26 protein-coding genes are annotated in these 22,684 nt (G+C 59.2%); 14 read left to right on the plus strand and 12 right to left on the minus strand.

All coding sequences use genetic code 11. The annotated features are described in order from the left end of the window. The first annotated feature begins 103 nt into the window (after positions 1–103). The gene (locus tag FMN63_RS09400) at positions 104–991 is read left to right on the plus strand and encodes a cation diffusion facilitator family transporter (protein ID WP_148583764.1); all 888 of its coding nucleotides are present in this window, start codon (positions 104–106) and stop codon (positions 989–991) included. Positions 992–999: 8 nt separating this feature from the next. Here FMN63_RS09400 and FMN63_RS09405 read toward each other — a convergent pair whose 3' ends face one another. Further along, positions 1,000–1,485 (minus strand): hypothetical protein, encoded by a 486-nt coding sequence (locus FMN63_RS09405; RefSeq protein ID WP_148583694.1) that lies wholly within the window; start codon positions 1,483–1,485, stop codon positions 1,000–1,002. A gap of 446 nt (positions 1,486–1,931) precedes the next feature. Here FMN63_RS09405 and FMN63_RS09410 point away from each other — a divergent pair, with 446 nt between their 5' ends. Together FMN63_RS09410 and FMN63_RS09415 are read left to right on the plus strand one after the other, a co-directional pair. Beyond that, positions 1,932–2,756, plus strand: a complete 825-nt coding sequence (locus tag FMN63_RS09410; RefSeq protein ID WP_148583695.1) for an ABC transporter permease subunit — start codon at positions 1,932–1,934, stop codon at positions 2,754–2,756. A gap of 70 nt (positions 2,757–2,826) precedes the next feature. Then, positions 2,827–3,510: an HAD family hydrolase gene (locus tag FMN63_RS09415; RefSeq protein WP_148583696.1), complete on the plus strand. Its 684-nt coding sequence runs from the start codon at positions 2,827–2,829 to the stop codon at positions 3,508–3,510. A gap of 366 nt (positions 3,511–3,876) precedes the next feature. Here FMN63_RS09415 and FMN63_RS09420 read toward each other — a convergent pair whose 3' ends face one another. Next, the gene (locus FMN63_RS09420; RefSeq protein WP_148583697.1) at positions 3,877–5,241 is read right to left on the minus strand and encodes an ammonium transporter AmtB; all 1,365 of its coding nucleotides are present in this window, start codon (positions 5,239–5,241) and stop codon (positions 3,877–3,879) included. A gap of 20 nt (positions 5,242–5,261) precedes the next feature. Continuing rightward, positions 5,262–5,600, minus strand: coding sequence for a P-II family nitrogen regulator (locus FMN63_RS09425; protein ID WP_006938248.1), 339 nt, complete (start codon positions 5,598–5,600; stop codon positions 5,262–5,264). A 655-nt stretch (positions 5,601–6,255) separates the two neighbouring features. Here FMN63_RS09425 and nudI point away from each other — a divergent pair. Together nudI and FMN63_RS09435 are read left to right on the plus strand one after the other, a co-directional pair. Next, positions 6,256–6,687: a nucleoside triphosphatase NudI gene (nudI, locus tag FMN63_RS09430; protein WP_148583698.1), complete on the plus strand. Its 432-nt coding sequence runs from the start codon at positions 6,256–6,258 to the stop codon at positions 6,685–6,687. Between the two features lie 645 nt (positions 6,688–7,332). Continuing rightward, the gene (locus FMN63_RS09435) at positions 7,333–8,811 is read left to right on the plus strand and encodes a methyl-accepting chemotaxis protein (RefSeq protein WP_148583699.1); all 1,479 of its coding nucleotides are present in this window, start codon (positions 7,333–7,335) and stop codon (positions 8,809–8,811) included. A 199-nt stretch (positions 8,812–9,010) separates the two neighbouring features. On the opposite strand, the gene FMN63_RS09440 is transcribed toward FMN63_RS09435, so the two are convergent. Continuing rightward, entirely contained in the window at positions 9,011–9,562 is a 552-nt protein-coding gene (locus FMN63_RS09440) for a DUF924 family protein (RefSeq protein WP_148583700.1), read from the minus strand. A 179-nt stretch (positions 9,563–9,741) separates the two neighbouring features. Between FMN63_RS09440 and FMN63_RS09445 the strand changes: the two genes are divergently transcribed. Then, positions 9,742–9,975 carry a sulfurtransferase TusA family protein gene (locus tag FMN63_RS09445; protein ID WP_148583701.1) on the plus strand — a complete coding sequence of 78 codons (234 nt, stop codon included), beginning with the start codon at positions 9,742–9,744 and terminating at the stop codon, positions 9,973–9,975. A 31-nt stretch (positions 9,976–10,006) separates the two neighbouring features. On the opposite strand, the gene FMN63_RS09450 is transcribed toward FMN63_RS09445, so the two are convergent. After that, positions 10,007–10,306, minus strand: a complete 300-nt coding sequence (locus tag FMN63_RS09450; protein WP_148583702.1) for a 4a-hydroxytetrahydrobiopterin dehydratase — start codon at positions 10,304–10,306, stop codon at positions 10,007–10,009. A 135-nt stretch (positions 10,307–10,441) separates the two neighbouring features. Between FMN63_RS09450 and FMN63_RS09455 the strand changes: the two genes are divergently transcribed. Together FMN63_RS09455 and FMN63_RS09460 are read left to right on the plus strand one after the other, a co-directional pair. Then, entirely contained in the window at positions 10,442–10,900 is a 459-nt protein-coding gene (locus tag FMN63_RS09455; RefSeq protein ID WP_148583703.1) for a low molecular weight protein-tyrosine-phosphatase, read from the plus strand. Positions 10,901–11,022: 122 nt separating this feature from the next. Further along, entirely contained in the window at positions 11,023–11,283 is a 261-nt protein-coding gene (locus tag FMN63_RS09460; RefSeq protein ID WP_148583765.1) for a hypothetical protein, read from the plus strand. A gap of 13 nt (positions 11,284–11,296) precedes the next feature. On the opposite strand, the gene FMN63_RS09465 is transcribed toward FMN63_RS09460, so the two are convergent. Next, positions 11,297–12,157 carry a phosphatase PAP2 family protein gene (locus FMN63_RS09465; RefSeq protein WP_209001040.1) on the minus strand — a complete coding sequence of 287 codons (861 nt, stop codon included), beginning with the start codon at positions 12,155–12,157 and terminating at the stop codon, positions 11,297–11,299. 126 nt (positions 12,158–12,283) lie between these two features. On the opposite strand from FMN63_RS09465, the gene FMN63_RS09470 reads away from it, so the two are divergent. The 3 genes from FMN63_RS09470 (at position 12,284) to map (ending at position 14,012) form a co-directional block, all read left to right on the plus strand. Further along, positions 12,284–12,916, plus strand: coding sequence for a 2-hydroxychromene-2-carboxylate isomerase (locus tag FMN63_RS09470; protein ID WP_286192564.1), 633 nt, complete (start codon positions 12,284–12,286; stop codon positions 12,914–12,916). A 117-nt stretch (positions 12,917–13,033) separates the two neighbouring features. Further along, the gene (locus FMN63_RS09475; protein ID WP_148583704.1) at positions 13,034–13,240 is read left to right on the plus strand and encodes a ParD-like family protein; all 207 of its coding nucleotides are present in this window, start codon (positions 13,034–13,036) and stop codon (positions 13,238–13,240) included. 1 nt (position 13,241) lies between these two features. Next, positions 13,242–14,012, plus strand: a complete 771-nt coding sequence (gene map, locus FMN63_RS09480) for a type I methionyl aminopeptidase (protein WP_148583705.1) — start codon at positions 13,242–13,244, stop codon at positions 14,010–14,012. 11 nt (positions 14,013–14,023) lie between these two features. Here the strand turns inward: map and FMN63_RS09485 are convergent, their stop codons facing one another. Next, the gene (locus FMN63_RS09485; RefSeq protein ID WP_148583706.1) at positions 14,024–15,187 is read right to left on the minus strand and encodes a hybrid sensor histidine kinase/response regulator; all 1,164 of its coding nucleotides are present in this window, start codon (positions 15,185–15,187) and stop codon (positions 14,024–14,026) included. Positions 15,188–15,361: 174 nt separating this feature from the next. Here FMN63_RS09485 and FMN63_RS09490 point away from each other — a divergent pair, with 174 nt between their 5' ends. Next, entirely contained in the window at positions 15,362–16,336 is a 975-nt protein-coding gene (locus FMN63_RS09490; RefSeq protein ID WP_148583707.1) for an AEC family transporter, read from the plus strand. Between the two features lie 9 nt (positions 16,337–16,345). Here the strand turns inward: FMN63_RS09490 and gluQRS are convergent, their stop codons facing one another. Further along, positions 16,346–17,230, minus strand: coding sequence for a tRNA glutamyl-Q(34) synthetase GluQRS (gluQRS, locus tag FMN63_RS09495; protein WP_148583708.1), 885 nt, complete (start codon positions 17,228–17,230; stop codon positions 16,346–16,348). 126 nt (positions 17,231–17,356) lie between these two features. On the opposite strand from gluQRS, the gene FMN63_RS09500 reads away from it, so the two are divergent. Then, on the plus strand, positions 17,357–17,998 hold the full coding sequence (locus FMN63_RS09500) for a DNA-3-methyladenine glycosylase family protein (RefSeq protein ID WP_148583709.1): 642 nt from the start codon (positions 17,357–17,359) through the stop codon (positions 17,996–17,998). Positions 17,999–18,021: 23 nt separating this feature from the next. Here the strand turns inward: FMN63_RS09500 and FMN63_RS09505 are convergent, their stop codons facing one another. Beyond that, a complete protein-coding gene (locus tag FMN63_RS09505) occupies positions 18,022–18,807 on the minus strand; it encodes an alpha/beta hydrolase (protein WP_148583710.1) in 786 nt (261 codons plus the stop codon). Positions 18,808–18,892: 85 nt separating this feature from the next. On the opposite strand from FMN63_RS09505, the gene FMN63_RS09510 reads away from it, so the two are divergent. Beyond that, positions 18,893–20,068, plus strand: a complete 1,176-nt coding sequence (locus FMN63_RS09510; RefSeq protein ID WP_286192565.1) for a glycosyltransferase family 4 protein — start codon at positions 18,893–18,895, stop codon at positions 20,066–20,068. A 46-nt stretch (positions 20,069–20,114) separates the two neighbouring features. Here the strand turns inward: FMN63_RS09510 and thpR are convergent, their stop codons facing one another. The 3 genes from thpR to FMN63_RS09525 all read right to left on the minus strand — a co-directional run bounded on the left by thpR (position 20,115) and on the right by FMN63_RS09525 (position 22,608). Next, positions 20,115–20,651 carry an RNA 2',3'-cyclic phosphodiesterase gene (gene thpR, locus FMN63_RS09515; RefSeq protein WP_148583711.1) on the minus strand — a complete coding sequence of 179 codons (537 nt, stop codon included), beginning with the start codon at positions 20,649–20,651 and terminating at the stop codon, positions 20,115–20,117. A gap of 200 nt (positions 20,652–20,851) precedes the next feature. Further along, positions 20,852–21,904, minus strand: a complete 1,053-nt coding sequence (locus FMN63_RS09520) for an NADP(H)-dependent aldo-keto reductase (RefSeq protein WP_148583712.1) — start codon at positions 21,902–21,904, stop codon at positions 20,852–20,854. A 77-nt stretch (positions 21,905–21,981) separates the two neighbouring features. Continuing rightward, positions 21,982–22,608, minus strand: coding sequence for an arylesterase (locus FMN63_RS09525; protein WP_148583713.1), 627 nt, complete (start codon positions 22,606–22,608; stop codon positions 21,982–21,984). Positions 22,609–22,684: the final 76 nt, after the last annotated feature.

Genomic DNA, 22,684 nt, shown 5'->3' on the forward strand with positions numbered 1-22,684 from the left:
GAACGCCTGAATGGCACACGGTTTGCGAAACGCTGAGACCGGTTACGTTCTCTGCTTTGCCCTCATCCGGCGAAGCGAATCGGTCCTGGGGGAACGCATGAAATTGAAGCGCAGGCTTCGGATTGCCTTTTTGAGCATCATCGTCGGTGTGGCTGTTCTCGGCCTGAAGATCGGTGCCTATCTGCTGACGGGATCCGTAGCGCTCTATTCCGATGCGCTGGAAACCATCGTCAACATTGCCTCCGCTATCGCAACGCTTGCTGCCGTCTGGTTCGCGGCCAAACCGGCCGACAACAACCACCCCTATGGCCATGACAAGGCAGAGTATTTCGCTGCGGTCCTCGTCGGCGTCATGATCGTGCTTGCCGCCCTGTCGATTTTCCGCGCGGCATGGCTCGGCCTGGTCAGTGGGGAAAGCCCGCAATATTCTCCCGCTGGCATCGGCATGAACCTGCTTGCCGCCCTGATCAACGGCGCCTGGGCACGTTACCTGATGCAATACGGCAAACACGCACGCTCACCTGCCCTGATTGCCGACGGCAAGCACCTGATGACGGATGTCGCCAGTTCCGTGGGGGTCCTCGGCGGCGTTGTGCTGGTGATGCTCACGGGCTGGAAGGTCATGGATCCCGCGCTTGCGGTTCTCGTCGGTCTGACCGTGCTGTGGTCCGGCTGGGGGCTCGTCAAGGAGTCCGTCGGCGGCCTCATGGACGAAGCGGCCTCGCAAGACGTATTGGACAAGATCCGCGTTCTGATTTCAGAACATGGCGAAGGCGCACTGGAGGCGCACGACCTGCGCACCCGCATTGCCGGCAAATCCACCTTCATCGATTTTCACCTGGTGGTGCCGGGCGAAATGTCGGTGGACAAGGCACATGAGATCTGCGACCGCATCGAACTTGCCATCGTTGATGATGTGCCCGGAGCGCGAATTACCATTCACGTCGAACCGGAACACAAGGCCAAGCACTCCGGCATTGTGGTGCTGTAGGCCAGCTTTCAAAAATAGTAGGGATAGCCGCGCATCAGTGACGGGTTGTTGTACTCGTAAACGCCGGACGTCTGATCGCCCAGCCCACCGCATACCCGCTTGCCACTGCCGATCAGGCGACTGAGATACTGCAGCAGATGCGCGCCCGCGCGCCCTTCCGCGATCGAGCAAGCATTCAGTGAAAGAACGCCACCAGGCCGGACATACTGCCCGAGCGTTCTCCAGAAATTCTCCATCCCGGAACCATTTATAACGCGCCCGACCGCGCTTGCCGCGGTAAAGCCTGAAATGCAGTCGGCATCCAGCAGGGTTACCTGACCGGGAACGCCACTGTGAAAGACCAGTTCAACCACACTGAAACCATCGGAAGGCGCATTTTGAACCAGATGGCCAAGAATTTCCTCAGTCGAGGAATAGCTGTAGCCGCCGTGCGCGCCCATATAGCCCCGTGTCAAAAATCCAAGCTCACCGTTATAAAGAAGTATCCGAGCCATAGCGCTCCCCCAGCACCAGTGTGAAAGATGATCTCCTAAAAGACGTATTTTCTGTATTACATCGAAATACTGCCAGAAGGCCTGCGTCTTGTCACCAATCGGACACTTCACAATTCACACGGCAACCAGCATAAAAGCTCCTGATTACCCGTAGACTTTCGATACGCTACGTCACTAATCAATATTTTTCTGTACTGCACCAGGACGCGAAATTTGGGCTGCAAGCGTCGGCAAACCGCCCGAAATCCCGCTTGCCCTTGCCTGTGACTATCCATAATACTCTGCACCCGGCGATCGTCGCCGTCCCATTGGCAGCGAGCCCGCATAGACGGTTGCGCACCAGGTATCTTCACCGGTGTACCCCCTTGCGAAGTTGACCCCAGTGCTCCGGCCCCGCAGCATACGAACCCCGGTTACTTCGGATCGATTTGAGGAACCAATCGCATATGCCCAACTGGCGGCGCTGGCATGCCCAGCTTGTTGATCACCTGATCCTGATTGGCGGCGCACTCCTGATGACGCTGCCTGTTTATTCGATCTTTGCCGCGACCACCCATGAGGCTGGACCGGTTCGGCCGAGGCTTGATCTGGGCGGCAACGCGCTGGAAAACTATGGAAACTTTCTGCAGGCGGGCGCAGGCTTTTCCGGTGATGTCACGGCCTTGACCATGATGTGGAATTCCTTCCTTCTGGGGGCAGGCTTTGCAACGCTGAAGGTCGTTCTGTCCCTCATGACCGCCTATGCATTGATCTATTTCCGCGTCCGCTTTGCCAGTGCCATCTTCGCCGTGCTGCTGCTGACCCTGCTGCTGCCACTGGAATCGCGGTTTTTGCCAACCTACGCCGTGACCACCGAACTCGGCCTCGTCAACACGCGTGCAGGCCTGATCCTGCCGCTGCTGGCCTCCGGTCTTGGTACGCTGTTTTTCCGTCAGTTTCTGATGACAGTGCCGGACGCGCTGCTGGAATCGGCCCGGATCGACGGTGCCGGCCCCTTGAAGTTCTTCAAGGACATTCTGGTGCCCCTGTCGCTTCCAACGGCGGCTGCCCTGTTCCTGGTAATGTTCGTCAACGGCTGGAACCAGTATCTGTGGCCAGTGATAATCACGTCCGACGAGAGCAGCTACACACTGGTGCGCGGCATGCAGTTTTTCGGCAATTCGAGCCTGCGGGGGTTGATGCTGGCAGTGCTCGCCTTCGTGCCACCAGCCTTGCTTGTCATATTGTTTCAACGTCAAGTCGTTAAAGGCCTGTTCGACGGCTCACACTGACAACGACCGGGCTTGATGCCCGGCCGCCCCTGCCTCGATTATCCCGGAACACCCGAAAGGCCCCTCCTCCATGGCATTTGAAGCGATCCTGTTCGACTGTGACGGCGTTCTGGTGGATTCGGAAATCATCTATGTCGAGGTCGAGCGCGAGCACCTGGCCCGGATAGGCCTGAAATATGAGCTTCACGACTATATGGACCGGTTCCAGGGGCTTGGCAGCACGGATTTCTGGGCAGCGCTCGACCGGGACTACCAGACACTGGGCAGGGGCCCGCTGCCTGAAACCTTCGGACCCGAGCTGGACGCGGCCACCAAGGAACGGATGGATCGGGAACTTGAGGAAATCAGCGGCATCAAGCAATTGCTGGAAGCGCATGATGGCTTGCGCGCCGTCGCCTCCTCCTCCCGTCTGCAGAGGCTGACCCACAAACTGCAGCACACCGGGCTCTTTCCCTACTTCGAACCGCATATCTATTCCGGCGAGCAGGTTGCCAACGGCAAGCCGGCGCCTGACCTGTTCCTGTTCGCAGCTGACAAACTGGGCATCGACCCGAAAGCCGCGCTTGTGGTGGAGGACAGCGTCAACGGCGTGAAGGCGGGCCTTGCCGCCGGGATGACCGTGTGGGGATTTGTCGGCGGCGGCCATTGTCATGACGGCCACAGTGAACAACTGCTGGCCGCCGGGGCGCACAAGGTGGTGGACAGCCACGACAACCTTGCCGGCCTGCTGCGCGGTGAAAGCCCCGCTGCCTGAGCCTGACTGAGGTTCGGCCCGCTTTCCCGCTTGAGTTCAGGCAGAACTCCTTATGCCCCCAAGACCCCCGCGCGCCGTTACCCGGCACGCCGCATGGCAATACACCCGGTTATGAGAACTGGAATTGCCTTTGCAAGTGCTGGCAGGGAAAGACGCGGGATAGAGCCACCGGTGTCGAGACAAACAGTCGGCTTGTTGTTCTCCGGTCACGCAATCGGATTGATGTCCGATCATTTGCATATTCTTTTGCGTGCCCAGCAAGCAAACGGCGATCTGGCAAAAAAAGAGCCCGGGGTTGCCCCCGGGCTTTCCAAGTTTGCGGTCTGAGCCAATAGACCGCCTGGGAGATATTTTCGGCCGGTCGCCTTACATGCGACCGGAGCCGATACCGAATTCCGGATAGGCTTCCACTCCGACTTCGACCTTGTCGAGACCCAGAGCTTCTTCTTCCTCGGACACCCGAATACCCATGGTGGCCTTCAGGACGAACCAGATCACGGAGCTCACGACCACGGTGAAGACACCGATGGACACGATACCGATCAGCTGGGTGAGGTAGGAAGCGTCGGAGTTGGACAGCGGCACGATCAGCGTACCCCAGATACCTGCGAGCAGGTGAACCGGGATGGCACCGACGACATCGTCGATTTTCAGCTTGTCGAGCATCGGAACCGCGAAGACCACGATTACGCCACCGACACCGCCAACGAAGACGGAGATCCATACGCTCGGCGCAAGCGGTTCAGCCGTGATGGCAACCAGACCAGCGAGAGCGCCGTTCAGAGCCATGGTCACATCGACCTTCTTGTAGAGGATCTGGGTGAGGATGACCGCGACGACGACACCAGCGGCAGCAGCCATGTTGGTGTTGGCGAAGATGCGGGAGATGTCGGAAACGTCACCGATGGTGCCCATAGCAAGCTGGGACGCACCGTTGAAGCCGAACCAGCCCAGCCACAGGATGAATGTGCCGAGAGTTGCGAGCGGCATGGAAGAACCCGGGAACGGGTGTACGGAACCGTCCGCACCGTATTTGCCTTTACGGGCACCCAGGATAACCGCACCGGCCAGAGCAGCCCAGCCACCCACGGAGTGAACGAGGGTCGAACCGGCAAAGTCGGAGAACTCGGCGCCGCCGATAGCCTTCACGGCTTCGCCGTTGAGCCAGCCGCCGCCCCATTCCCAGGAACCGGTGATCGGGTAGATGATGCCCGTCAGGATGACGGTGAAGGCCAGGAACGGCCACAGCTTGATGCGCTCGGCAAGCGTACCGGACACGATCGACGCGGTGGTCGCACAGAAGACCATCTGGAAGAACCAGTCGGACGCCGTGGAGTAACCGGTGTCGAGTGCGTCGCCGCCAACGGCGTCAAACGCATACGGGCCGAAGGAGCCCATGAAACCGCCATCAACGCCGGTGTACATCAGGTTGTAACCGGTGATCCAGAACATCAGGCCCGCAATTGCGTAAAGCGTGATGTTCTTCAGGCACTGCATCGACACGTTCTTGGAGCGAACGAGACCGGCTTCGAGCATGGCAAAGCCAGCGGCCATCCACATGACCAGGAAACCGCCGATGAGGAACAGCAGCGTATTGAAGATGTAGGCAACCTCGGGAGAAACCGCGGCCGGAGCAGCGGCTGCAGCCTCGGTATCCTGCGCGAGCACCGGCAGAACCGTGAGACTCAGCAGAGCCAGCGACGCCGCGCCCTTAGCGACAAGTTTTTTCATGATACGTTTCCTTACCTAAATCACAGAGCTTCGGCGTCGGTTTCGCCGGTGCGGATTCGCACGACCTGATCGATCGAATGGACAAAGATCTTCCCATCCCCGATTTGGCCGGTCTTGGCAGCGCCGGAAATCACTTCGACCACCTTGTCGACGGAGGCGGCATCCACAGCGACTTCAATCTTCAGCTTCGGCAGGAAGCTGACGGCATATTCGGTGCCGCGATAGATTTCGGTGTGCCCCTTCTGGCGGCCATAGCCTTTCACTTCAGTCACCGTCAGCCCCTGGATGCCGATGCTGGTCAAGGCATCGCGCACTTCGTCGAGCTTGAACGGCTTGATGATGGCCATCACTATTTTCATTGCTCGTTCCATTCCCCTTCTTAGCGCCCCTTCCCGTCGAAGAAGCTCGGCCAACCACCCCGGAAACTGCGCCTGGTTCTGTCCCCTCTGGAAGGATCTTCTCAGGTCTTCGGCTTCACCACGTGCCGTGGCCCGGGCGGTGTCGAAGCCTGATAATCAAGGACCGTGCCAACTTTGCTTTTTCAGAAGTCGATTCGCAGAATCCTGCGGTTTTGCAGCGCAAAAAACACCGGAGAGCCCTTTGTGACCAAAATGAGATGACGAGTTTTCAGGCAGCTTTTTTGCCTAATTTTTAAACAAATACCGATTCAATGATCGCAATTTAGGCATATTCAGAAAACGGTCTTCAGGCGCATAAAAATTCAGCACTCGCACTGCAACAAGATGCGCGCGACCGCCCGACAGCAGCAGACCGCATTGAACACCACGCCCGCAATCCCGCCGACACCAAGGCCGCGACATCGCCCCCCGGAGCTGCACATTTCAACAAGGAATGCAGCCAAAAGAAATGGAGTTGCAGCCAACAGGGCTTTGGACCGCTTGAGATGGCCGGGCATTGCCGCCATACATGGAGAGCCGCCTTATTCCCTGGGCGGACCTTGCCGCGATTTCAGCCCCAAAAACTCCTCGAATGTTCAGATAAATCGAGAAAGCCATGCGCCAGAGAATTATTGTTTGCCCTTTGATCGAAAATGAAGGCGCGTACCTTCTGTGCAAGATGCCAAGCGATCGGGGCGTCTTTCCGGGCCAATGGGCCCTGTCCGGTGGCGGCCTTGAACAAGGCGAAAAGATCACAGAGGGGCTGCTTCGGGAGATCTCGGAAGAACTGGGGTCCGATCTGACCATCGAAACGGTGCAGCCCTGGACCTTCAGGGACGATATCCGAACAAAAACCTATCCGGATGGCGCGACCGAAGAGATCTACATGATCTATCTCATCTTCGATTGCAAAGCCTCCAACCGCGCCGTTTCCATCAACGACGAATTCGAGGACCATGCCTGGGTTCTTCCCGCAGATCTTGAAAAATACGATCTCAATGAAGCAACGCGCGTAACACTCAAGGCCAAGGGCCTGCTCCCCTCATAGAGGAAACGGCAGCACGGCCGCCCCTTTTGCAATGACCGGACGAAAGAAGAACCCGACACAGTCGCAGCATATCCCGATGCGGCGTCACCCCTGCTAGGTCAGAAGAAACGTCACAAACCGTCGAAACGATAGGGAAGTTGTCGGGTTTCTTGCCGGAGAGCGCCCTCCCGGCACGCCGGCTAACGAAGCGCACCCGCTCACAAACGCCCACGGCCGCTTTCACGCCGACACATCTGCCCGAACCGGGACCAAACCCCGGCTGTTTCCCGCGAGATTTCAACCTGAATTAGGCCCACCCCATCAGGGCACAGCCGCCTCGCCACAAGCATGAACGCTTTCTTACTTTCAGGAGCTTCATAGTTGTCGAATTAAGTAGATAAATTGGCATTTCACGCCATAGACTCTCGACTTAAGTCTAAAATATACGTGTGATTACGTACAGTTATTAAAAGTTGCAGTCCAAAACCAAAACACGCACCGAAAGTCTTGTAAATTCTAGCTTTTGTCGGTTTCGTTGAAAATGATATTTGATTTAAGCAGGGTTTCACAAAACATATACGGCCAACTCTACCCCAGCGTAACTTTTGTTTAAGGTCACCGCGTTTAAATTTATCGCTACAGGTTTAAGGGTAGGAAACAACAAGAATGCTGGGAATTCTAGACAACGCAGGTCAGGCGACGCTGGACGCAATCGGCCAGTCCCAAGCGATTATCGAGTTCAAACCGGACGGGACAATCCTGACAGCGAATGAAAACTTCCTACGCCTCATGGGCTATACGCTTGAAGAAATCCGGAACAAGCATCACAAGATGCTTGTCGATGCAGAGTATGCAAACAGCTCTGACTATCGAGACTTCTGGAACAAGCTCGCGCAGGGTGAATACTGGTCGTCAGAATTCTTGCGGTTTTCCAAGAACGGTGACGAAGTGTGGATTCAAGGATCCTATAACCCGGTCAAGAACCGCTCGGGCAATGTAGTCAAAGTGGTCAAGGTTGCCACCGACATTACGGAGCAGAAGCGCCGGAACGCCGACTATCTTGGCCAGGTCAACGCGATCGGCCGGTCTCAGGCGGTCATTCAATTTGATCTCGATGGCAAGATCCTCGATGCCAATGACAACTTTTTGTCTGTCATGGATTACACGCTCGACGAAATAAAGGGCCAGCACCACAGCCTGTTCGTTGAGCCGGAATTCCGCAACAGCCCGGAGTACAAGCGCTTCTGGCAGGATCTCGCCAATGGTGAGTTCAAGGCTGATGAATTCAAGCGGATCGGCAAAGGCGGCAAGGAAGTTTACATCCGTGCAACCTATAACCCGATCATGGATGCGGCTGGCCGCCCTTACAAAGTGGTGAAATTCGCCACCGACGTGACTGCACAGGTGCGCGAGCGTCACAGACGCATCAACACACAACGCGAAATCGATGCCGACCTTGAGGAAATCGCGCGGGCAATTGCAGAGACGACAGAACAAGCGACCAGCTCGGCCTCCGCCTCCGAGCAGACGTCATCCAGTGTTCAGACAGTTGCCGCAGCCTCTGAAGAACTGGTGGCCTCCATTCAGGAGATCAGCCGTCAGGTTCAGGTTGCGCTTGATGTGTCCAACAAGGCCGTTGGCGAAGCCGAGCGGTCCAGCCAGATCATGTCCGGGCTTTCAGAAGATGCCAAGACCATCGGGTCCGTGATCGAACTCATCGATGGCATCGCAAACCAGACCAACCTTCTGGCGTTGAATGCCACCATTGAAGCCGCGCGCGCCGGAGAAGCCGGCAAGGGCTTTGCTGTTGTCGCTTCGGAAGTCAAAAGCCTGGCCTCGCAAACCAGCAAGGCAACCGAAGAAATCTCGACACAGGTCAATTCCGTTCAGGAAACCACAGACGATGCGGTGACCGCGATTTCGAATATCATGGATGTGATCAACAGCATCGGCGAGATAGCGGCCAGCATATCGTCGGCGGTCGAGCAACAGGCCGCCGTCACGAACGACATTTCGTCGAACATGCAGGCAGCAGCTCAAGGGGTTGAACTGATCACCAACAACATGCAGTCCATCTCTTCGGCAACGGCACAGATCGACGCTTCCACTCAGAACGTCCGACAGGCTTCCCAGTCCTTGCTGTAGGCGAACACGCGCGGAACCTTCCACGGAGAAAGGCTGCGCGACCAAACAGACGCGTTTGATACATCAGGCGGGCGGTTGTTTCGTGGTGAGGCTCAAAGCCCAGCCATGCACCGCCCGCAAGCGTCTGTACGGCTCCTTCGAACGTGATGGTCGCTGGAGCGGGAGCTGCAAGATCGATATCCGCTCCGCCGCACGGCCCTCAGGCCGAGAACCCGCCGCTTTTCAGGTAGGCGATTTCTTCGGGCGTCGATTGCCGGCCGAGAACGTCGTTGCGATGGGGAAAGCGGCCGAAGCGTCGAATGACGTCGAGGTGGATCAGGGCGTAGTGGTAGGTTTGCTGGTCTCCGAGAACCCGGCAAAGATCGACAGACCTTTCCTGGTGAGCCATGTCTTCTGAATGTTCGAACGGCAGGTAGAAGAAGCTGCGCGCTTCCTTCGGGAAAGCCCTGTCAAAACCGCGATCAAGCGCGATTTCGGCAATCTGGACCGCCTTCGGATCCGCGCGGAACGCCTTGGGGCTGTCCCGGAAGACATTGCGCGGAAGCTGATCGAGCAGAATGAGAAGAGCGAGCGCGCCATCGGCCGTCTCGGCCCAGGCATCGAGCTTGCCTTCGGCCGCATCCTCGATGGCTGGCAGAAACCTGTCCCGGCACCGCTTGTCGAACTTGTCGCTCTTGGCGAACCATTTTTCCGGACCGGCCTGCCACCAGAAATCGAGGACATCCAACGAAGTGATCGGCAGGTCTGTCATGAGGGCAACTTCCGAAAGAGGAAACGGTGAAACGGGTGCAATCCGTTCCTGCCAGCTTCCCTTGCCCGCTGTCAACGCACCGCAAGTCAAACTCTGGCGGCTGACGACCCCTTCTTGTATGAAGAGCCTAATATAGGGAACACCCCGGCCGAATTGAAACGGCCACTTTCACGGAGACTGTGTTGACGACCGGAACGACACTCGATCTGAAGGGCCTGAAATGCCCGCTGCCTGTGCTCAAGACCCGCAAGGCCCTTACCGGGCTCGCCAGCGGCGAGCAACTGACGGTGCTGACCACCGACCCGATGGCGGAAATCGACATCCCCCATTTCTGCAACGAACAGGGCCACACCCTGCTGGAGGCAGAACGTGTCGAGGGCGGTCACCGGTTCGTGCTGAGCAAAGGCAGCTAGGCGAAAGGCGCTCGGCAACCGGCCCAAAGGATCATTGCATCTTGCCGGCAATCTTGTCGATGTCCGCCGCAAGCTGAAGATCCAGTTTGCTCAGCCCGCCGACATCATGGGTCGACAGCGTGATATCGACGCTGCGGTAGACATTGAACCATTCGGGATGATGGTTCATCTTTTCCGCCACCAGCGCAACCTGCGCCATGAAGCCAAATGCTTCGCGAAAGTTTTGAAACTTGAAGGATTTCGAGATTGCTTCCCGGTCTTCGCACATGTGCCAATCCGGCAAGTCGTTCAGTCCGGCTGCCCGGTCTTCCGGCTTCAGTCGTTCAACCATATGATCCTCCTTGTTTTGCGTAACGGCCCCGCTTGAAAGCAAGCCGTGCGCTTGCTGTGCATCTAGTCCAGTTCTGTGTCAGCCCGAAGGCGGGCTCGCAGCTTCCGCCTTGCGACTGTTCAAAGGATATCTCCCTTGCCCCAAACCGTTCTCTTCGTTTGCCTTGGCAACATCTGCCGGTCACCGCTTGCGGAAGGCGTCTTCCGGACCATCGTAAGCGAAGCGGGCCTGGAAGACAGGTTCGAGATCGATTCCGCAGGAACCGGCGCCTGGCACGTCGGCAACCCGCCAGACCCGCGCTCTATCGAGATCGCAGCGCAGCACCACATCGACATCTCTTCTCAACGGGCCCGCCAGGTGAAGGCTGAAGACTTCCGCCGATTCGAGACCATTGTTGCCATGGACCGTGACAATCTCGCGGCCCTCAAGCGTATGGGCGAGACCGGCTCCGCCCGCTTGCGACTTCTGTTGAACACACCGCCGCAGGACGTTCCCGACCCCTACTACGGCGGACCGGACGGCTTTGAAAAAGTGTACCAGCTTGTGCGGACCGGAGGTGAACGGCTCCTGCGGGATCTGACAGCCGACGCGTGATGCAGCCTGGATCTTTTTTCCGAAAAGACTGAGTGACGGGGGATTGCCGGGCCCAGGTTCATAAATCCGTCTCAGACACTGATGTAAGAGTGTCTGACCTGCATGGCTTCCTTGGCACGAAAATGAAAATTCTGTGGTGGTCTCTCGCGGCTGCGTTGATCCTGGCCGGACTGGCGACGGTCTGGCTGCCGATCCCGACCGGCGTTCCGCTGCTTGCGCTCGGTATGATTGTCATCGTCGGGACGAGCCGAAGCGCTGCGCGCATTCTGCGCAGCCGCAGGCGCAAGACGCCGCCGCTCAATGCGGCTATCATCTGGGTGGAGGACCGCTCGCCCCTGCGCTTTGCCCGCATCCTGAAACGGACGAGACCACGCAAGAAATAAAGAACAAGGACGGTCAGCGTTCGGACAGAGCCTGGCCGACCCTTCGGAGCGTCCGCCGCCCCCACGATGCCAGCCCTTGCAAGACGTTCTGCAGCCGCCGTCCCCACACGGTGAACCATTCATCGAGCTGACGATCGCTCACCAGGGGCGGTGTCTTGCGATACAGCAGATAATGGACCGCAAGGATCAACAGCAGCGTTACGCCCCAGGACAACAGCGTATCAGACAGGAAGTGACCGCCGAAGGCGACCCGGTTGGCCGACAGGATCAGGCCGAGCGGGATCAGAAAGGCAAGAGTTCCCTTTCGCCAGGTCGCGGGCACAAGCAAGGCAACCGCTGCCACCAGCCACATGGCAGCCGAGCCTTCGCCGGAAACGAAGGAACAGTTTTTGTCGCAATAGCTCGAGATCTTCCAGACCGGCTGATAGGGCAAGTCACCGCCGAATATCTCGACCGACCGAGGCCGCGGGCGGCCCCAGTTGTCCTTGAGGACCAGATTGACCAGCACACCCGGACCGAGGATCAGCGTGGACAGCAGAAACAACGGCTGGCGCAGCGGCATCAACGGTGAGCGGCCCGGCACCAGCAGCTTGATGAGCAAAACCGCCACGCACGCGATGGCGATCACCCGGACGAGAAACGGCCCAAGATGACGGACATCGCGCAAAAACGCGATGTTTTCGGCCTTGAAGCCTTCAGCGCCGAAATGGAAAAGCCCGCTCGCCCACAGATCGACGCCGGGAAAGGCCAGAAAAAACAGCGACACAAGACAGATGTACAGCCCGGTACAAAGCATCGAATGCGTGACGCACCACTTGGCAGTTTTGCTCAAGCCGGTGTTGGGATTATGCTGTTGCTGACGGGGCTGCGACATGGCTGCTCTTTAGCGCATCCAATGGTCCAGTCCAATCCCTTACTGACACCGGCCGGGTCAGATTTTACGGAGTTGCGGAATGTGAAAAATAGTCAGCCGCCCGCGGCCCCTACAGGCACGAATATTGTGTCATTGCAGCAGGACCGGAAGCCGCTGGTGGAATTCTGGTACGAGTTTGCATCCACTTACAGCTACCTCTCGGCCATGCGGATCGAAACACTGGCGAGCGACTACGGCGTTACCATTGCCTGGCGGCCGTTTCTGCTTGGGCCCATTTTCAAGAAACAGGGCTGGGCAACCTCCCCGTTCAATCTTTACCCCGCAAAGGGCCTCAATATGTGGCGCGACATGGAACGGCTCTGCGAACGCTACGGCCTGCCGCTCACCATGCCCTCGCCTTTTCCGCAGGATTCCCTGCTGGCCGCCCGCATTGCACATGGAAGCCAGAACCAGCCCTGGATTGGCGCCTTTACCCGAGCGGTCTATATCGCCGAATTCGGACAGGGGCTGAACATTGCCGAGGAAAGCCTGATGGCAGAGCTGCTTCTGGAAACTGGCGCTCCGGCCAGGCAGGTTCTGGAAACCGCGCACAGCCGGGAAACCAAGATAAGCCTGCGTGCCGCCGTGACTGAGGCGGAGAAACTGGGCATCTTTGGCGCTCCGAGTTTTGTCCTTCCGGACGGTGAGCTTTACTGGGGGGACGACCGTCTGGAACATGCCCTTGAAGCGGCGGGAAACTTGGCTGCGACAGACAGTTGAGGCCCGCCTCACGACCTTTCTAATCCTCCATCGATATACCGACTTGCACGACCCTTGACTACGGAATATATACGAAACGTATACGTTTTATATATTCACTCATTTCAGGAGACACTCATGGGCATCGTCAAGATCGATGAAGACCTGCACGAGCAGGTGCGCCGGGCCAGCACGGTCATGTGCCGATCCATCAATGCGCAGGCCGAATTCTGGATGAAGATCGGCATGCTGGCAGAGGCCAACCCGACCCTCTCCTACAGCGACATCGTGAAAATGCAGCTCGAAGCAGCACAGGTTCCTTCAGCGGATGCGGCGGTTGCCTGACATGGTCAAGACCCCGGAAGAACTGGACCTCATGCGCAACTCGGGCAAATTGCTCGCCTCCGTTTTCGAGATGCTCGATAACCTCGACCTTTGCGGCCTGTCGACCCTTGCCGTCAATGACATCGTGGAGCGCTTCATAACCGAAGATCTTGCTGCCCGTCCGGCCAGCAAGGGGCAATACGGGTTTGAATATGTCCTGAACTGCTCAATCAATCAGGTCGTCTGCCACGGCATTCCCGATCAGGACGAGATCATCCGCGACGGCGACATCATCAATCTCGACATCACGCTGGAAAAGGACGGTTTCATTGCCGATTCCAGCAAGACCTACGTGGTTGGAAACGCCAGCGCGGCCGCAAGACGCCTGGTGCGCGTTGCGCAGAAAGCAATGTGGAAAGGGATCGGACAGGTCCGCCCCGGAGCCTATCTGGGCGACATCGGCTACGCGATCGAAAAGCACGCCAAGAAGAACGGCTACTCGGTGGTTCGCGACTATTGCGGCCACGGCATCGGCCGGGAAATGCACGAAGAACCCAGCATCCTGAATTTCGGGCGGCGCGGAACCGGCATGAGACTGCGCGAAGGGATGGTCTTCACTGTCGAGCCGATGATCAATCAGGGCACCAGCAGAGTGTTGACCGAAGACGACGGCTGGAAGGTGGTGACCAGAGACGGCAAACTGTCCGCCCAGTTCGAACACACGGTTGCGGTCACCGCCGATGGCGTCGAGGTCCTGACCCTGCGCCCCGGCGAAACAGCCCTGACAGGCTAGGGCTCTTCCCCCTAACCTGCGCTACGTCCGCTGGCCTGTTTCATCGCCTCAAAAAGAGCAGCGGGCGACAGCGGTTTTGTCAGAACATCCCGGAAACCGGCCTCACGCAGGCGCTTGTCACCAACCGATTCCAGCGCTGCCGTTACTGCAATCAATGGCAGATCCGGGCGAAGAGCGCGAAGTGCCACAGCCGTTTCAACACCGCTCATGCCGGGCATGTGCAGATCGAGCAGAGCGGCACCGAAGTCGGTTTTCTGAACAAGATCCACCGCCTGTTCGCCGGATCTGGCAGCCTCTGACGAAATGCCGAAGGATTCCAGCAGCGCAGCCAGCAGGCGGCAATTGGTTTCGTTGTCATCGACGATAAGCACATGCGCCGACAGCGGCCCGGCGGGGGCGGCTCCGGCGGTTGACGCCGCTGTCCCGGTCGGCTGCGCCTCGAGCTGCATCGGACCGTCAACACCTGCAAGCAGCGGAATTTCAACATTGAACCGGCTGCCGCCGGTTTCCGAACGCTCCAGCGTCAGCCGGCCGTTCATGTCCCGGACGAATTGCGCCGTGCCCCAGAGACCCAGACCTGTTCCCGGCGCGGTTTCCCGGCCATGACGTCCCCGCACAAAGGGCCGGAACAGCCGCGCACCTTCCTCCGGCTCGATGCCAGGCCCGCTGTCGGCAACGGAAATCAGAATGGAGGACGGCTCGGCCTGGCCAGGCGTCTCGTCAGCATCGCCGCCGCTTGCCCGAACCTCGACCGTGACACCACCTTCGGCGGTATATTTCACCGCATTGTCCAGCAAGGTCGTGATTACACGGCGCAATGTCCCCCCGCTGAAGGTCACCGCTTCGCCAGCCCCCTCGTCGATCCGAACCGTCAGGGTCAGGTTTTTCGCTTCGGCCGCCACCTTGAAAAGATCGGCAATTTCCGTGACGACGTCGGCGATCCGGGCAGATGCCAATTCACCGTGAGATCCCGGTTCGGCGGCAGTGACCAGTTCGCCCGTCATCTGCGTCAAGGCGTCGATGGAGCGAATCAGGATCGACAACTGCTCCTTCTGCGTCCCGTTCAAAGGGCCGGTTCCGATCAGTTCCGCGGTCAGACGCATGGCGGCAAGCGGCGTTCTCAGGTCGTGGGCCAGAAGCGCAAGTTTGACGCTGTCCTCGTCATGATTTGCCATACGGCCAGAGATCCTTCGCCTGAACGGGGCTCAACCGGGCTTGCCAGACAAGCGGCAAAAAGCCAAGTTGGTCGAAATTCTGCTTACCTTGCCGTGTGGCCGCTGTCCATCCACACCGGCATCCACCAATGCCCTGTCCCAAAAACCGGAAACAGCCTTCGGGTTGCCGCTTAGATGCTTGCACAAACACTTACGATCGTCGCCCCGGTATTCCTTCTGATTGGCATCGGCTACTGCCTCGCCAAAACACGCATCCTTGCCCAGAGCGTCAGTGAAGCTCTGGGGCAGTTCGTCTACGTGGTGGCGATTCCGGTGCTGATCTTCCGAACGCTGATCAGCGCAGACCTGAGCGCGGGCGTACCGCTGGCGCTTTGGGCAACTTACTTCATTGGTGTCGGCTTTGCATGGGTTCTGGGGTCGCTGATCATTCGAAAGGTGTTCGGCCGCGATGCCAGGGCAAGCGCAATCGGCGGGATTTCCGCCGCTTTCGCCAACACGGTTCTGGTCGGCCTGCCGCTGGTGGCGTCGGTGTATGGCGACGAAGGCCTTGCTCCGCTGCTGCTGATCATCTCGATCCACCTGGCCACGATGACGGTGCTGATGGCAGTGACGATGGAACGGGCGGCGGCAATCGACAATGGCACGACCTCTCCCCCCACCTCCCAATTGCTGATGGGCGCGGGAAAAAGCCTGGTGAAAAACCCGCTTGTCGTCACCATTGTCGCCGCCTTTCTCTGGCGGCTGACTGGACTGAACCTGCCGGAGATCGCCCTCGACGTGCTCAGCCGCGTCGCCGCAACGGCCCTGCCTCTGGCCCTGCTGTCACTGGGTATGAGCCTCGTGCAATACGGCATGCGCGGCAACATTGTGCCAGGCCTGCTGCTCAGCGTCATCAAGATGCTGCTCATGCCGATCGTCGTTTTCGCGGTTGGGGCCTTCGTATTCCACCTGCCGCCCTTGTGGACGGCGGTTGCGACCTTGACGGCAAGCTGCCCCACGGGCGTCAACGCCTATATTTTCGCCAACCGCTATGGCACCGGCCATTCCATGTCCGCAAATGCGATCACCACGACCACGCTTTGCGCCATCGTGTCGACCAGCTTGTGGATCTGGTTCCTGGACCACTGGTTCGGCATGAGCCTGCGCTGAATCCACACCCTAAAGCCCAACGCGCTTGCGCAGTTCGGCGTGGCTCATCCCGCCCTCCCGCAACGACCTGAGGCTGGTGTCCTTGCTGGATTTCGACAGTTTGCGCCCGTCCGTGCCGAGGATCAGCCGATGATGCCGGTAGACCGGCGCCGGCAGACCAAGCAGCACCTGCAAGACCCTGTGAACGCTAGTGGCATGATAGAGATCCTGTCCGCGCAAGACGTCGGTTATGCCCTGCCTGGCATCATCGACCACAACGGACAGATGATAGCTGGTCGGCGTGTCCTTCCGGGCAAGTACAACATCGCCCCAGGCTGCCGCATCGACCGGCACGGCGACCGGTTCGGCGAACAGCGCATCGCCTTCCGCCCCCGTTTCCTGCCATGTCAGCGCTTCGCCGATCTTTGCAAGCGCGCGTTTCATGTCGAGACGCAGCGAAAACGGCGCGTCGCTGGCAGCCCGGCGCTTGAGCTCCTCCGGCGGCAGGACCTGTGCATCGCCCGGGTAGAGCGGCGCCCCGTCAGGATCGCGCGGCCAGCTTTGTCCATCAGCCTCAGCATTGGAAACAAAGGCCTTGATTTCTGCGCGCGTCAGATAGGCGGGATAGACCAGCCCCATGTCCTGCAACTGTTCCAGCGCCGCCCGGTACTGCGGGAAACTTTCTGACTGGCGCAGCACCGGCTCATTGAGCGGCACGCCCAGCCAGGCAAGATCCTCGAACATGTCTCGCTCAAGCTCCGGCGTGCAGCGCGTCTGATCGATATCCTCCACCCGCACGAGAAACCTCCCGCTGAGGGCAACGGCGGCGCGCGCGTTCAGCAGCGCCGACAACGCATGGCCGAGATGCAGGTGCCCATTGGGCGAAGGAGCAAAGCGGAACACGGGTTGGGTCATGAGATCTGCAAAGTCTGTTGACGCGGAACGGGCCGATGGGTGAAGTCCTACCTATCATTCCCATGCTGCCGCGCAAGAGACAGTCTCAAACCGCAGCCTCAGACATTTCCGGACCAGACCCGCCGCATGACGCCGATTGCCACAGAAAAAGATATCGAAACCGGCCTTGAGTCCCTGATCCGTCTCGACCCTCGTCTGCGGGAGATTTCCGCAACGGCGGGCCCTGTCCCCCTGCGCCGCCGTGCGGCGGACTTCGAAGGCCTTGCCCAGATTGTCACCGGTCAGCAAGTGTCGGTTGCCAGCGCGACGGCCATCTTCGCACGGCTCCAGGCGCTGATCTCCCCTCTGACGGCAGAAAACCTGGCACGTTTCACCGATGAAGACCTGGCTGGCGCCGGCCTGTCGCGACCGAAAATACGGACCCTGCGCGCATTGACGGAAGCTTGCGACAAAGGCCTCGACCTGACGCATCTGGCGGAAGCCCCCGCCGAGGAAGCCCACCGCGCCTTATGCGAGATCAAGGGGATCGGCCGCTGGACCGCAGATATCTTCTTGCTGTTCTGCGCAGGACACCCGGATGTCTTCCCGAGCGGCGATCTTGCCCTGCAGGTGGCGGTTCAGGACTCTCTCGGGCTTACCGAACGCCCAGCACCGAAGGATCTCGACGTTATCGCGCAAGCCTGGTCACCACACCGCGCCATCGCCGCCCGCCTGTTCTGGTCCTGGTACAAGGTGAAGAAACAGGGACGGGAAAGCCTGCCGGTTTAGAGACTGGACGCCTATAGCGCCCCCTATCCGGCAGACATCTCCCCAACCGCCCGAAGCAGAAGGTCGATATCCTGAGGCCGGGACAGACGGTGGTCGCCGTCCGGCACCAGAGAAAAGGTGACGTCATCCAGCGGCAGGGCGTCGACAAGACGGCGCGCGTGGCTTTCCGGCACATCCGGATCCTGCGCGCCCTGCAGGATGGTGACGGGAGCGCCAAGATGGAGCGGTGCTCCGAACAGAAGGTGTTTGCGCCCGTCCTCGATCAGCTTGCGCGTGATCACGTAGGGCGCGTCGCTGTAGGCTGATGGCTGTTCCCAGCGCCCATCCGCAAGGATGGTGGAGCGGATCTCGTCACTGAAGCGCTGTTTCCACATCAGCTCCTCGGTAAAATCGACCGCAGGAGCGATCAGCACCAGACCCTTGATCCGCCCACAGCCCTTGCGTGCCAGTGCCAGCAGCAAGGCGATCCAGCCGCCCATGGAGGAGCCGACCAAGATGGTCTCGCCCAGGCAATAGGCGTCGAAAACGGCAATTGCCTCCTCCAGCCAGTCGGAAACGCAGGCATCCTCGAAATCACCATCCGACAGGCCATGTCCGGAGTAGTCGAACCGGACAACCTCCTGTCCATTTCGCTCGCCCGCCTCTGCCAGGGCCTCGGCCTTGGTGCCGGACATATCCGACTTGAAGCCGGACAACCAAAGGACGCCCGGCGCAGAACCTTCCGCGGAACCCGGGGTTTTCCGCACGGCAATCCGGCGACTGGCATCCTTTTTTCCAACCTGGATGAATTGCGGTTCGGACTCACCCATATTAAGGCTCTCATTCTGATAGTTGTTTCCGTCCTGCCATTTGGCACGGACACCCCCGCCTTGACCAGTTCACCGGAGATCCGATTTGGTTCATCTGCCCGCTGAGACCACGATTTTGCAAGTGATCCCGGATCTCAACTCCGGCGGCGCCGAACGCACGACGCTTGATGTGGCCAAAGCGGTGGTCGCGGCGGGAGGAAAGGCGCTTGTTGCAAGCCAGGGCGGCCAGATGGTACCGGAACTGGAAGCGCTTGGCGCAGAACATATCGTCCTGCCCGTCAAATCGAAGAACCCGGCTGTCCTCTGGAAAAACGCAGCCAGGTTGGCGGACATCGTGACCATGCGCAAGGTCAGCCTGCTGCATGCCCGCAGCCGGGCCCCGGCATGGTCGTGCCTTTGGGCCGCACGACGCACCAAAACCCCCTTCGTGACCACCTACCACGGCACCTATAATCAATCGAACGCGCTCAAAGGCTGGTACAATTCGGTCATGGCCCGGGGCGATGCGGTGATCGCCAATTCGCACTTCATCTGCAGGCTGATCGAAGAGCGGCACCCGTTTGCAAAAGGCAAGATCACCGTCGTCCAGCGCGGGTCCGATCTGAAGGGGCTTCTGCCGGAAAACGTCAGCGCTCTCCGGCTGCAGGCGCTGAAGGACCAGTGGGGCATTCCTGCCGGACGGCCGATCCTCATCAACATGGCCCGGCTGACCGCCTGGAAGGGCCAACGTATCGTGATCGAGGCGATGGCACTCTTGAAAGACAAGACCCTGACCGACCCGATTGCGATCCTCGCAGGCGACCCCCAGGGCCGCGACGGCTATCTGGCGGAATTGAAAAAGCTGGTCGCGGACAACGGCCTGCAGGACAAGGTCCGGATCGTCGGACATTGCGCGGACGTTCCCGCCGCCATGGCGCTGGCAGATATCGCGATCATTGCCTCGGTCGAACCGGAGGCTTTCGGCCGGGCGGCCGTCGAGGCACAGGCCGCACGGGTTCCGGTGATCGTCTCCGATCTCGGAGCGGTGCCCGAAACCGTTCTCGCACCGCCCGATACGCCTGAAGCCGACCGCACTGGATGGCGGGTACCGCCTGGTGCCCCTCAGGCCCTGGCGGACAGCATCATCCAGGTGCTGAGCCAGAGCGACGAGGAGAAAAAGAAAGTTGCGGACCGGGCCCTCGCCCACGTCCGCAAGAATTTCTCTGTCGAAACCATGTGCGAGCGTACGCTCGGCGTTTATGCCGACTTGCTGGGCAAGTGATGTCAGCCTGCGCAGCCGCCATATTCAGCTGCGCGCCGAGCAACACTCACGCTGCCAGAGGATAGGCCTCTTCCACCAGATAGGGGCCGCCACCGACGCTAGACTTTGCCGAAAACAGCACGAAGCGCCCGGCGATAAAAGGCTGCGCCTGGAAATTGCCGCGCTCGCTCAGCCACTTGGCCACATCCTCGTTGGTCGAGGTCTTGCAGCGGGCCAGGGTGACATGGGGCACATATTTGCGCCGCTCGGCCGGCAGATGCAGGCGCTGGAGAATGCGCTCCTGCTCGGCCTGCAATTCGGCAAGTTGAGCCGTCGGCTCCACCCTTGCCCAGACCGCATGCGGTTTGCCGTTGCCGAAGGAGCCAAGTCCGTTGAGCCGGATTTCCACCGGGTCCCTGCGGATACGGTCGAGCGCCGCAACAACCTCGTCGGCCGTACGGTCGTCGATGTCGCCGATGAAGCGCAAGGTGATGTGATAGTTCTCCTGATCGATCCAGCGGGCGCCCCGAAGGCCTCCCCGGAGCATCGAAAGCATGAGGGCTGTCTGGGACGGTATCTCAAGGCCTGTAAATAGGCGCGGCATGGGTATTCCCTCCGCTATCGCTGACAAATCCCATGAGGAATCAACTTCATGAAAATCGCAAGACAAAAAGCTAAGGCTTTGAGCGTGTTGAAAATTTCAGCGTAACGCTCAAATGAAAACCGGGCTGGTTCTTCACCAACCCGGCTTCCGGTTCGCAATTGATTCTCTAAAAAGATCTATCGATCAGGCAGCTACAGCAGTTACGGCGCCGGGTTGCCGAATTGCTGGTGCAAGGCGTCGATTTTCTCCAGAACATCCTCGCTGAGCGTGATGTCGGCGGCGCCGATATCGGTGTCCAGTTGCTCCAGTGAGGTGGCCCCCAGAATGAGCGACGTCATGAACGACCGCGACACGGCAAAGGCCAGCGCCATCTGCGACGGATCGAGCCCCGCCTCCTGCGCAAGATCCACATAAGCGTCGAATGCCTCGATGGAGCGCGGATCCTCGTAACGCTGCAACCGGTTGAACAACGTCTTGCGGGCGCCTGCCGGCAGAGCGCCATTGCGGTATTTGCCCGTCAGATATCCCTGCGCCAGCGCGGAATAACCCAGCAACCCGACATTTTCCCGCTGGGCAATTTCCGCCAGGCCGGTTTCAAAGGTCCGGTTGACGAGCGAATAGGCGTTCTGGATGGAGACGACCCGCGGCACGTCATACATTTCGGACGCTGCCACATAGCGCATCGTGCCCCAGGCACTTTCATTCGACACGCCCACATGCCGGATCTTCCCGGCCTTGACCAGATCCCCCAGAATTTCCAGCGTCGACTGAATGCTGTTTTCGTCCGCTGCGGGTTCGACATCCGTCCAGCGCGTCGGATTGGAGCCGAAGCCGCCGACGTTCCGGTCCGGCCAGTGGATCTGATACAGATCGATATAGTCGGTTTGGAGGTTCTTCAGGCTGCGATCGACCGCAAATTCGATTTGCTCGCGGACCAGTTTCGCCTTGGCGCCGTTTTCGCGGAACCAGTCCATGTCGGTCCGTCCAACCACCTTGGTCGCCATGACGATCTTGTCGCGCATGCCGGTCTTCTTGAACCAGGTGCCGATGATGCGTTCGGTTCGGCCCTGGGTCTCTTTTTTCGGCGGGATCGGATATAGCTCGGCAGCATCGAAAAAGTTGATGCCCTTTTCGACCGCGCGATCCATCTGGGCGTGACCTTCGGCCTCGGAGTTCTGTTCCCCGAAGGTCATGGTTCCCAGGCAAAGAGCACTGACGTTTATATCGGTGCGGCCAAGACGGCGCTGTTCCATAAGACTATCCTTCAAATTTTGAAAAGGGGCATTCCGAAAGCCGGGACGGCGTCCACCCCGTGTCCAGGGCAAAGCCCCTAGGATTGGGCTTTGGCCAAAAGCTCTTCCACTTTCGGCATGATGTTTTCGACGATGATTTCCACCCCTTTTGAATTGGGATGCATACCGTCGGACAGGTTGAGATCGGGATTGAGGGCAACGCCCTCAAGGAAGAAGGGATAAAACAACGCATCGTGCGCCTTGGCAACATCGGAGTAGATCGGATCAAATGCGTCGGCATATTCCGGACCGAGATTGCGCGGGGCCATCATGCCAGCGACAAGCACCGCAATGCCCCGGTCTGTCAGCCTGCGGACGATCTCGTCGATGTTCTTGCGCGTCAGCTCCGGCGAGATGCCGCGCAACGCGTCGTTTGCCCCCAGTTCCACGATAACGGCATTCGCGTCCGGTCCGACGGACCAGTCCAGCCGGGACAGCCCGCCGCTGGAGGTATCCCCCGAGACACCCGCATTGACGACCTCGACCGACTGCCCACTGGCATCGAGCGCTTTCTGGAGCTGATCGGTAAACCCCTCACCCGCGGAAAGCTGATATCCCGCGGACAGACTGTCCCCAAGAACCACCAGCTTCAGATCGGCCGACTGGGCCGCCAAGGGGAGGAAGGACAGGATGATTATCGTCAGGCAGGCAATAAACCGGTTCACTTCAACACTCTTTTGGGACTGGAAGACGCTTTACAACAGGCCCATATGGTCGCAGAGCGTCCAATTGTCGAGGGCT

This window comes from Stappia sp. BW2, from assembly GCF_008107695.1.
In the GTDB taxonomy this organism is placed as follows: domain Bacteria; phylum Pseudomonadota; class Alphaproteobacteria; order Rhizobiales; family Stappiaceae; genus Roseibium.

Coding starts and splice junctions, on each gene's coding strand:
- FMN63_RS09475 (WP_148583704.1), top strand. CDS start 13,034: ATGGGCATCGTCAAGATCGATGAAGACCTGCACGAGCAGGTGCGCCGG.
- FMN63_RS09405 (WP_148583694.1), bottom strand. CDS start 1,485: ATGGCTCGGATACTTCTTTATAACGGTGAGCTTGGATTTTTGACACGG.
- FMN63_RS09410 (WP_148583695.1), top strand. CDS start 1,932: ATGCCCAACTGGCGGCGCTGGCATGCCCAGCTTGTTGATCACCTGATC.
- FMN63_RS09520 (WP_148583712.1), bottom strand. CDS start 21,904: ATGGAACAGCGCCGTCTTGGCCGCACCGATATAAACGTCAGTGCTCTT.
- gluQRS (WP_148583708.1), bottom strand. CDS start 17,230: ATGACCCAACCCGTGTTCCGCTTTGCTCCTTCGCCCAATGGGCACCTG.
- FMN63_RS09485 (WP_148583706.1), bottom strand. CDS start 15,187: ATGGCAAATCATGACGAGGACAGCGTCAAACTTGCGCTTCTGGCCCAC.
- FMN63_RS09440 (WP_148583700.1), bottom strand. CDS start 9,562: ATGACAGACCTGCCGATCACTTCGTTGGATGTCCTCGATTTCTGGTGG.
- FMN63_RS09490 (WP_148583707.1), top strand. CDS start 15,362: ATGCTTGCACAAACACTTACGATCGTCGCCCCGGTATTCCTTCTGATT.
- map (WP_148583705.1), top strand. CDS start 13,242: ATGGTCAAGACCCCGGAAGAACTGGACCTCATGCGCAACTCGGGCAAA.
- FMN63_RS09435 (WP_148583699.1), top strand. CDS start 7,333: ATGCTGGGAATTCTAGACAACGCAGGTCAGGCGACGCTGGACGCAATC.
- thpR (WP_148583711.1), bottom strand. CDS start 20,651: ATGCCGCGCCTATTTACAGGCCTTGAGATACCGTCCCAGACAGCCCTC.
- FMN63_RS09420 (WP_148583697.1), bottom strand. CDS start 5,241: ATGAAAAAACTTGTCGCTAAGGGCGCGGCGTCGCTGGCTCTGCTGAGT.
- FMN63_RS09500 (WP_148583709.1), top strand. CDS start 17,357: ATGACGCCGATTGCCACAGAAAAAGATATCGAAACCGGCCTTGAGTCC.
- FMN63_RS09425 (WP_006938248.1), bottom strand. CDS start 5,600: ATGAAAATAGTGATGGCCATCATCAAGCCGTTCAAGCTCGACGAAGTG.
- FMN63_RS09415 (WP_148583696.1), top strand. CDS start 2,827: ATGGCATTTGAAGCGATCCTGTTCGACTGTGACGGCGTTCTGGTGGAT.
- FMN63_RS09460 (WP_148583765.1), top strand. CDS start 11,023: ATGAAAATTCTGTGGTGGTCTCTCGCGGCTGCGTTGATCCTGGCCGGA.
- FMN63_RS09465 (WP_209001040.1), bottom strand. CDS start 12,157: ATGTCGCAGCCCCGTCAGCAACAGCATAATCCCAACACCGGCTTGAGC.
- FMN63_RS09450 (WP_148583702.1), bottom strand. CDS start 10,306: ATGGTTGAACGACTGAAGCCGGAAGACCGGGCAGCCGGACTGAACGAC.
- FMN63_RS09505 (WP_148583710.1), bottom strand. CDS start 18,807: ATGGGTGAGTCCGAACCGCAATTCATCCAGGTTGGAAAAAAGGATGCC.
- nudI (WP_148583698.1), top strand. CDS start 6,256: ATGCGCCAGAGAATTATTGTTTGCCCTTTGATCGAAAATGAAGGCGCG.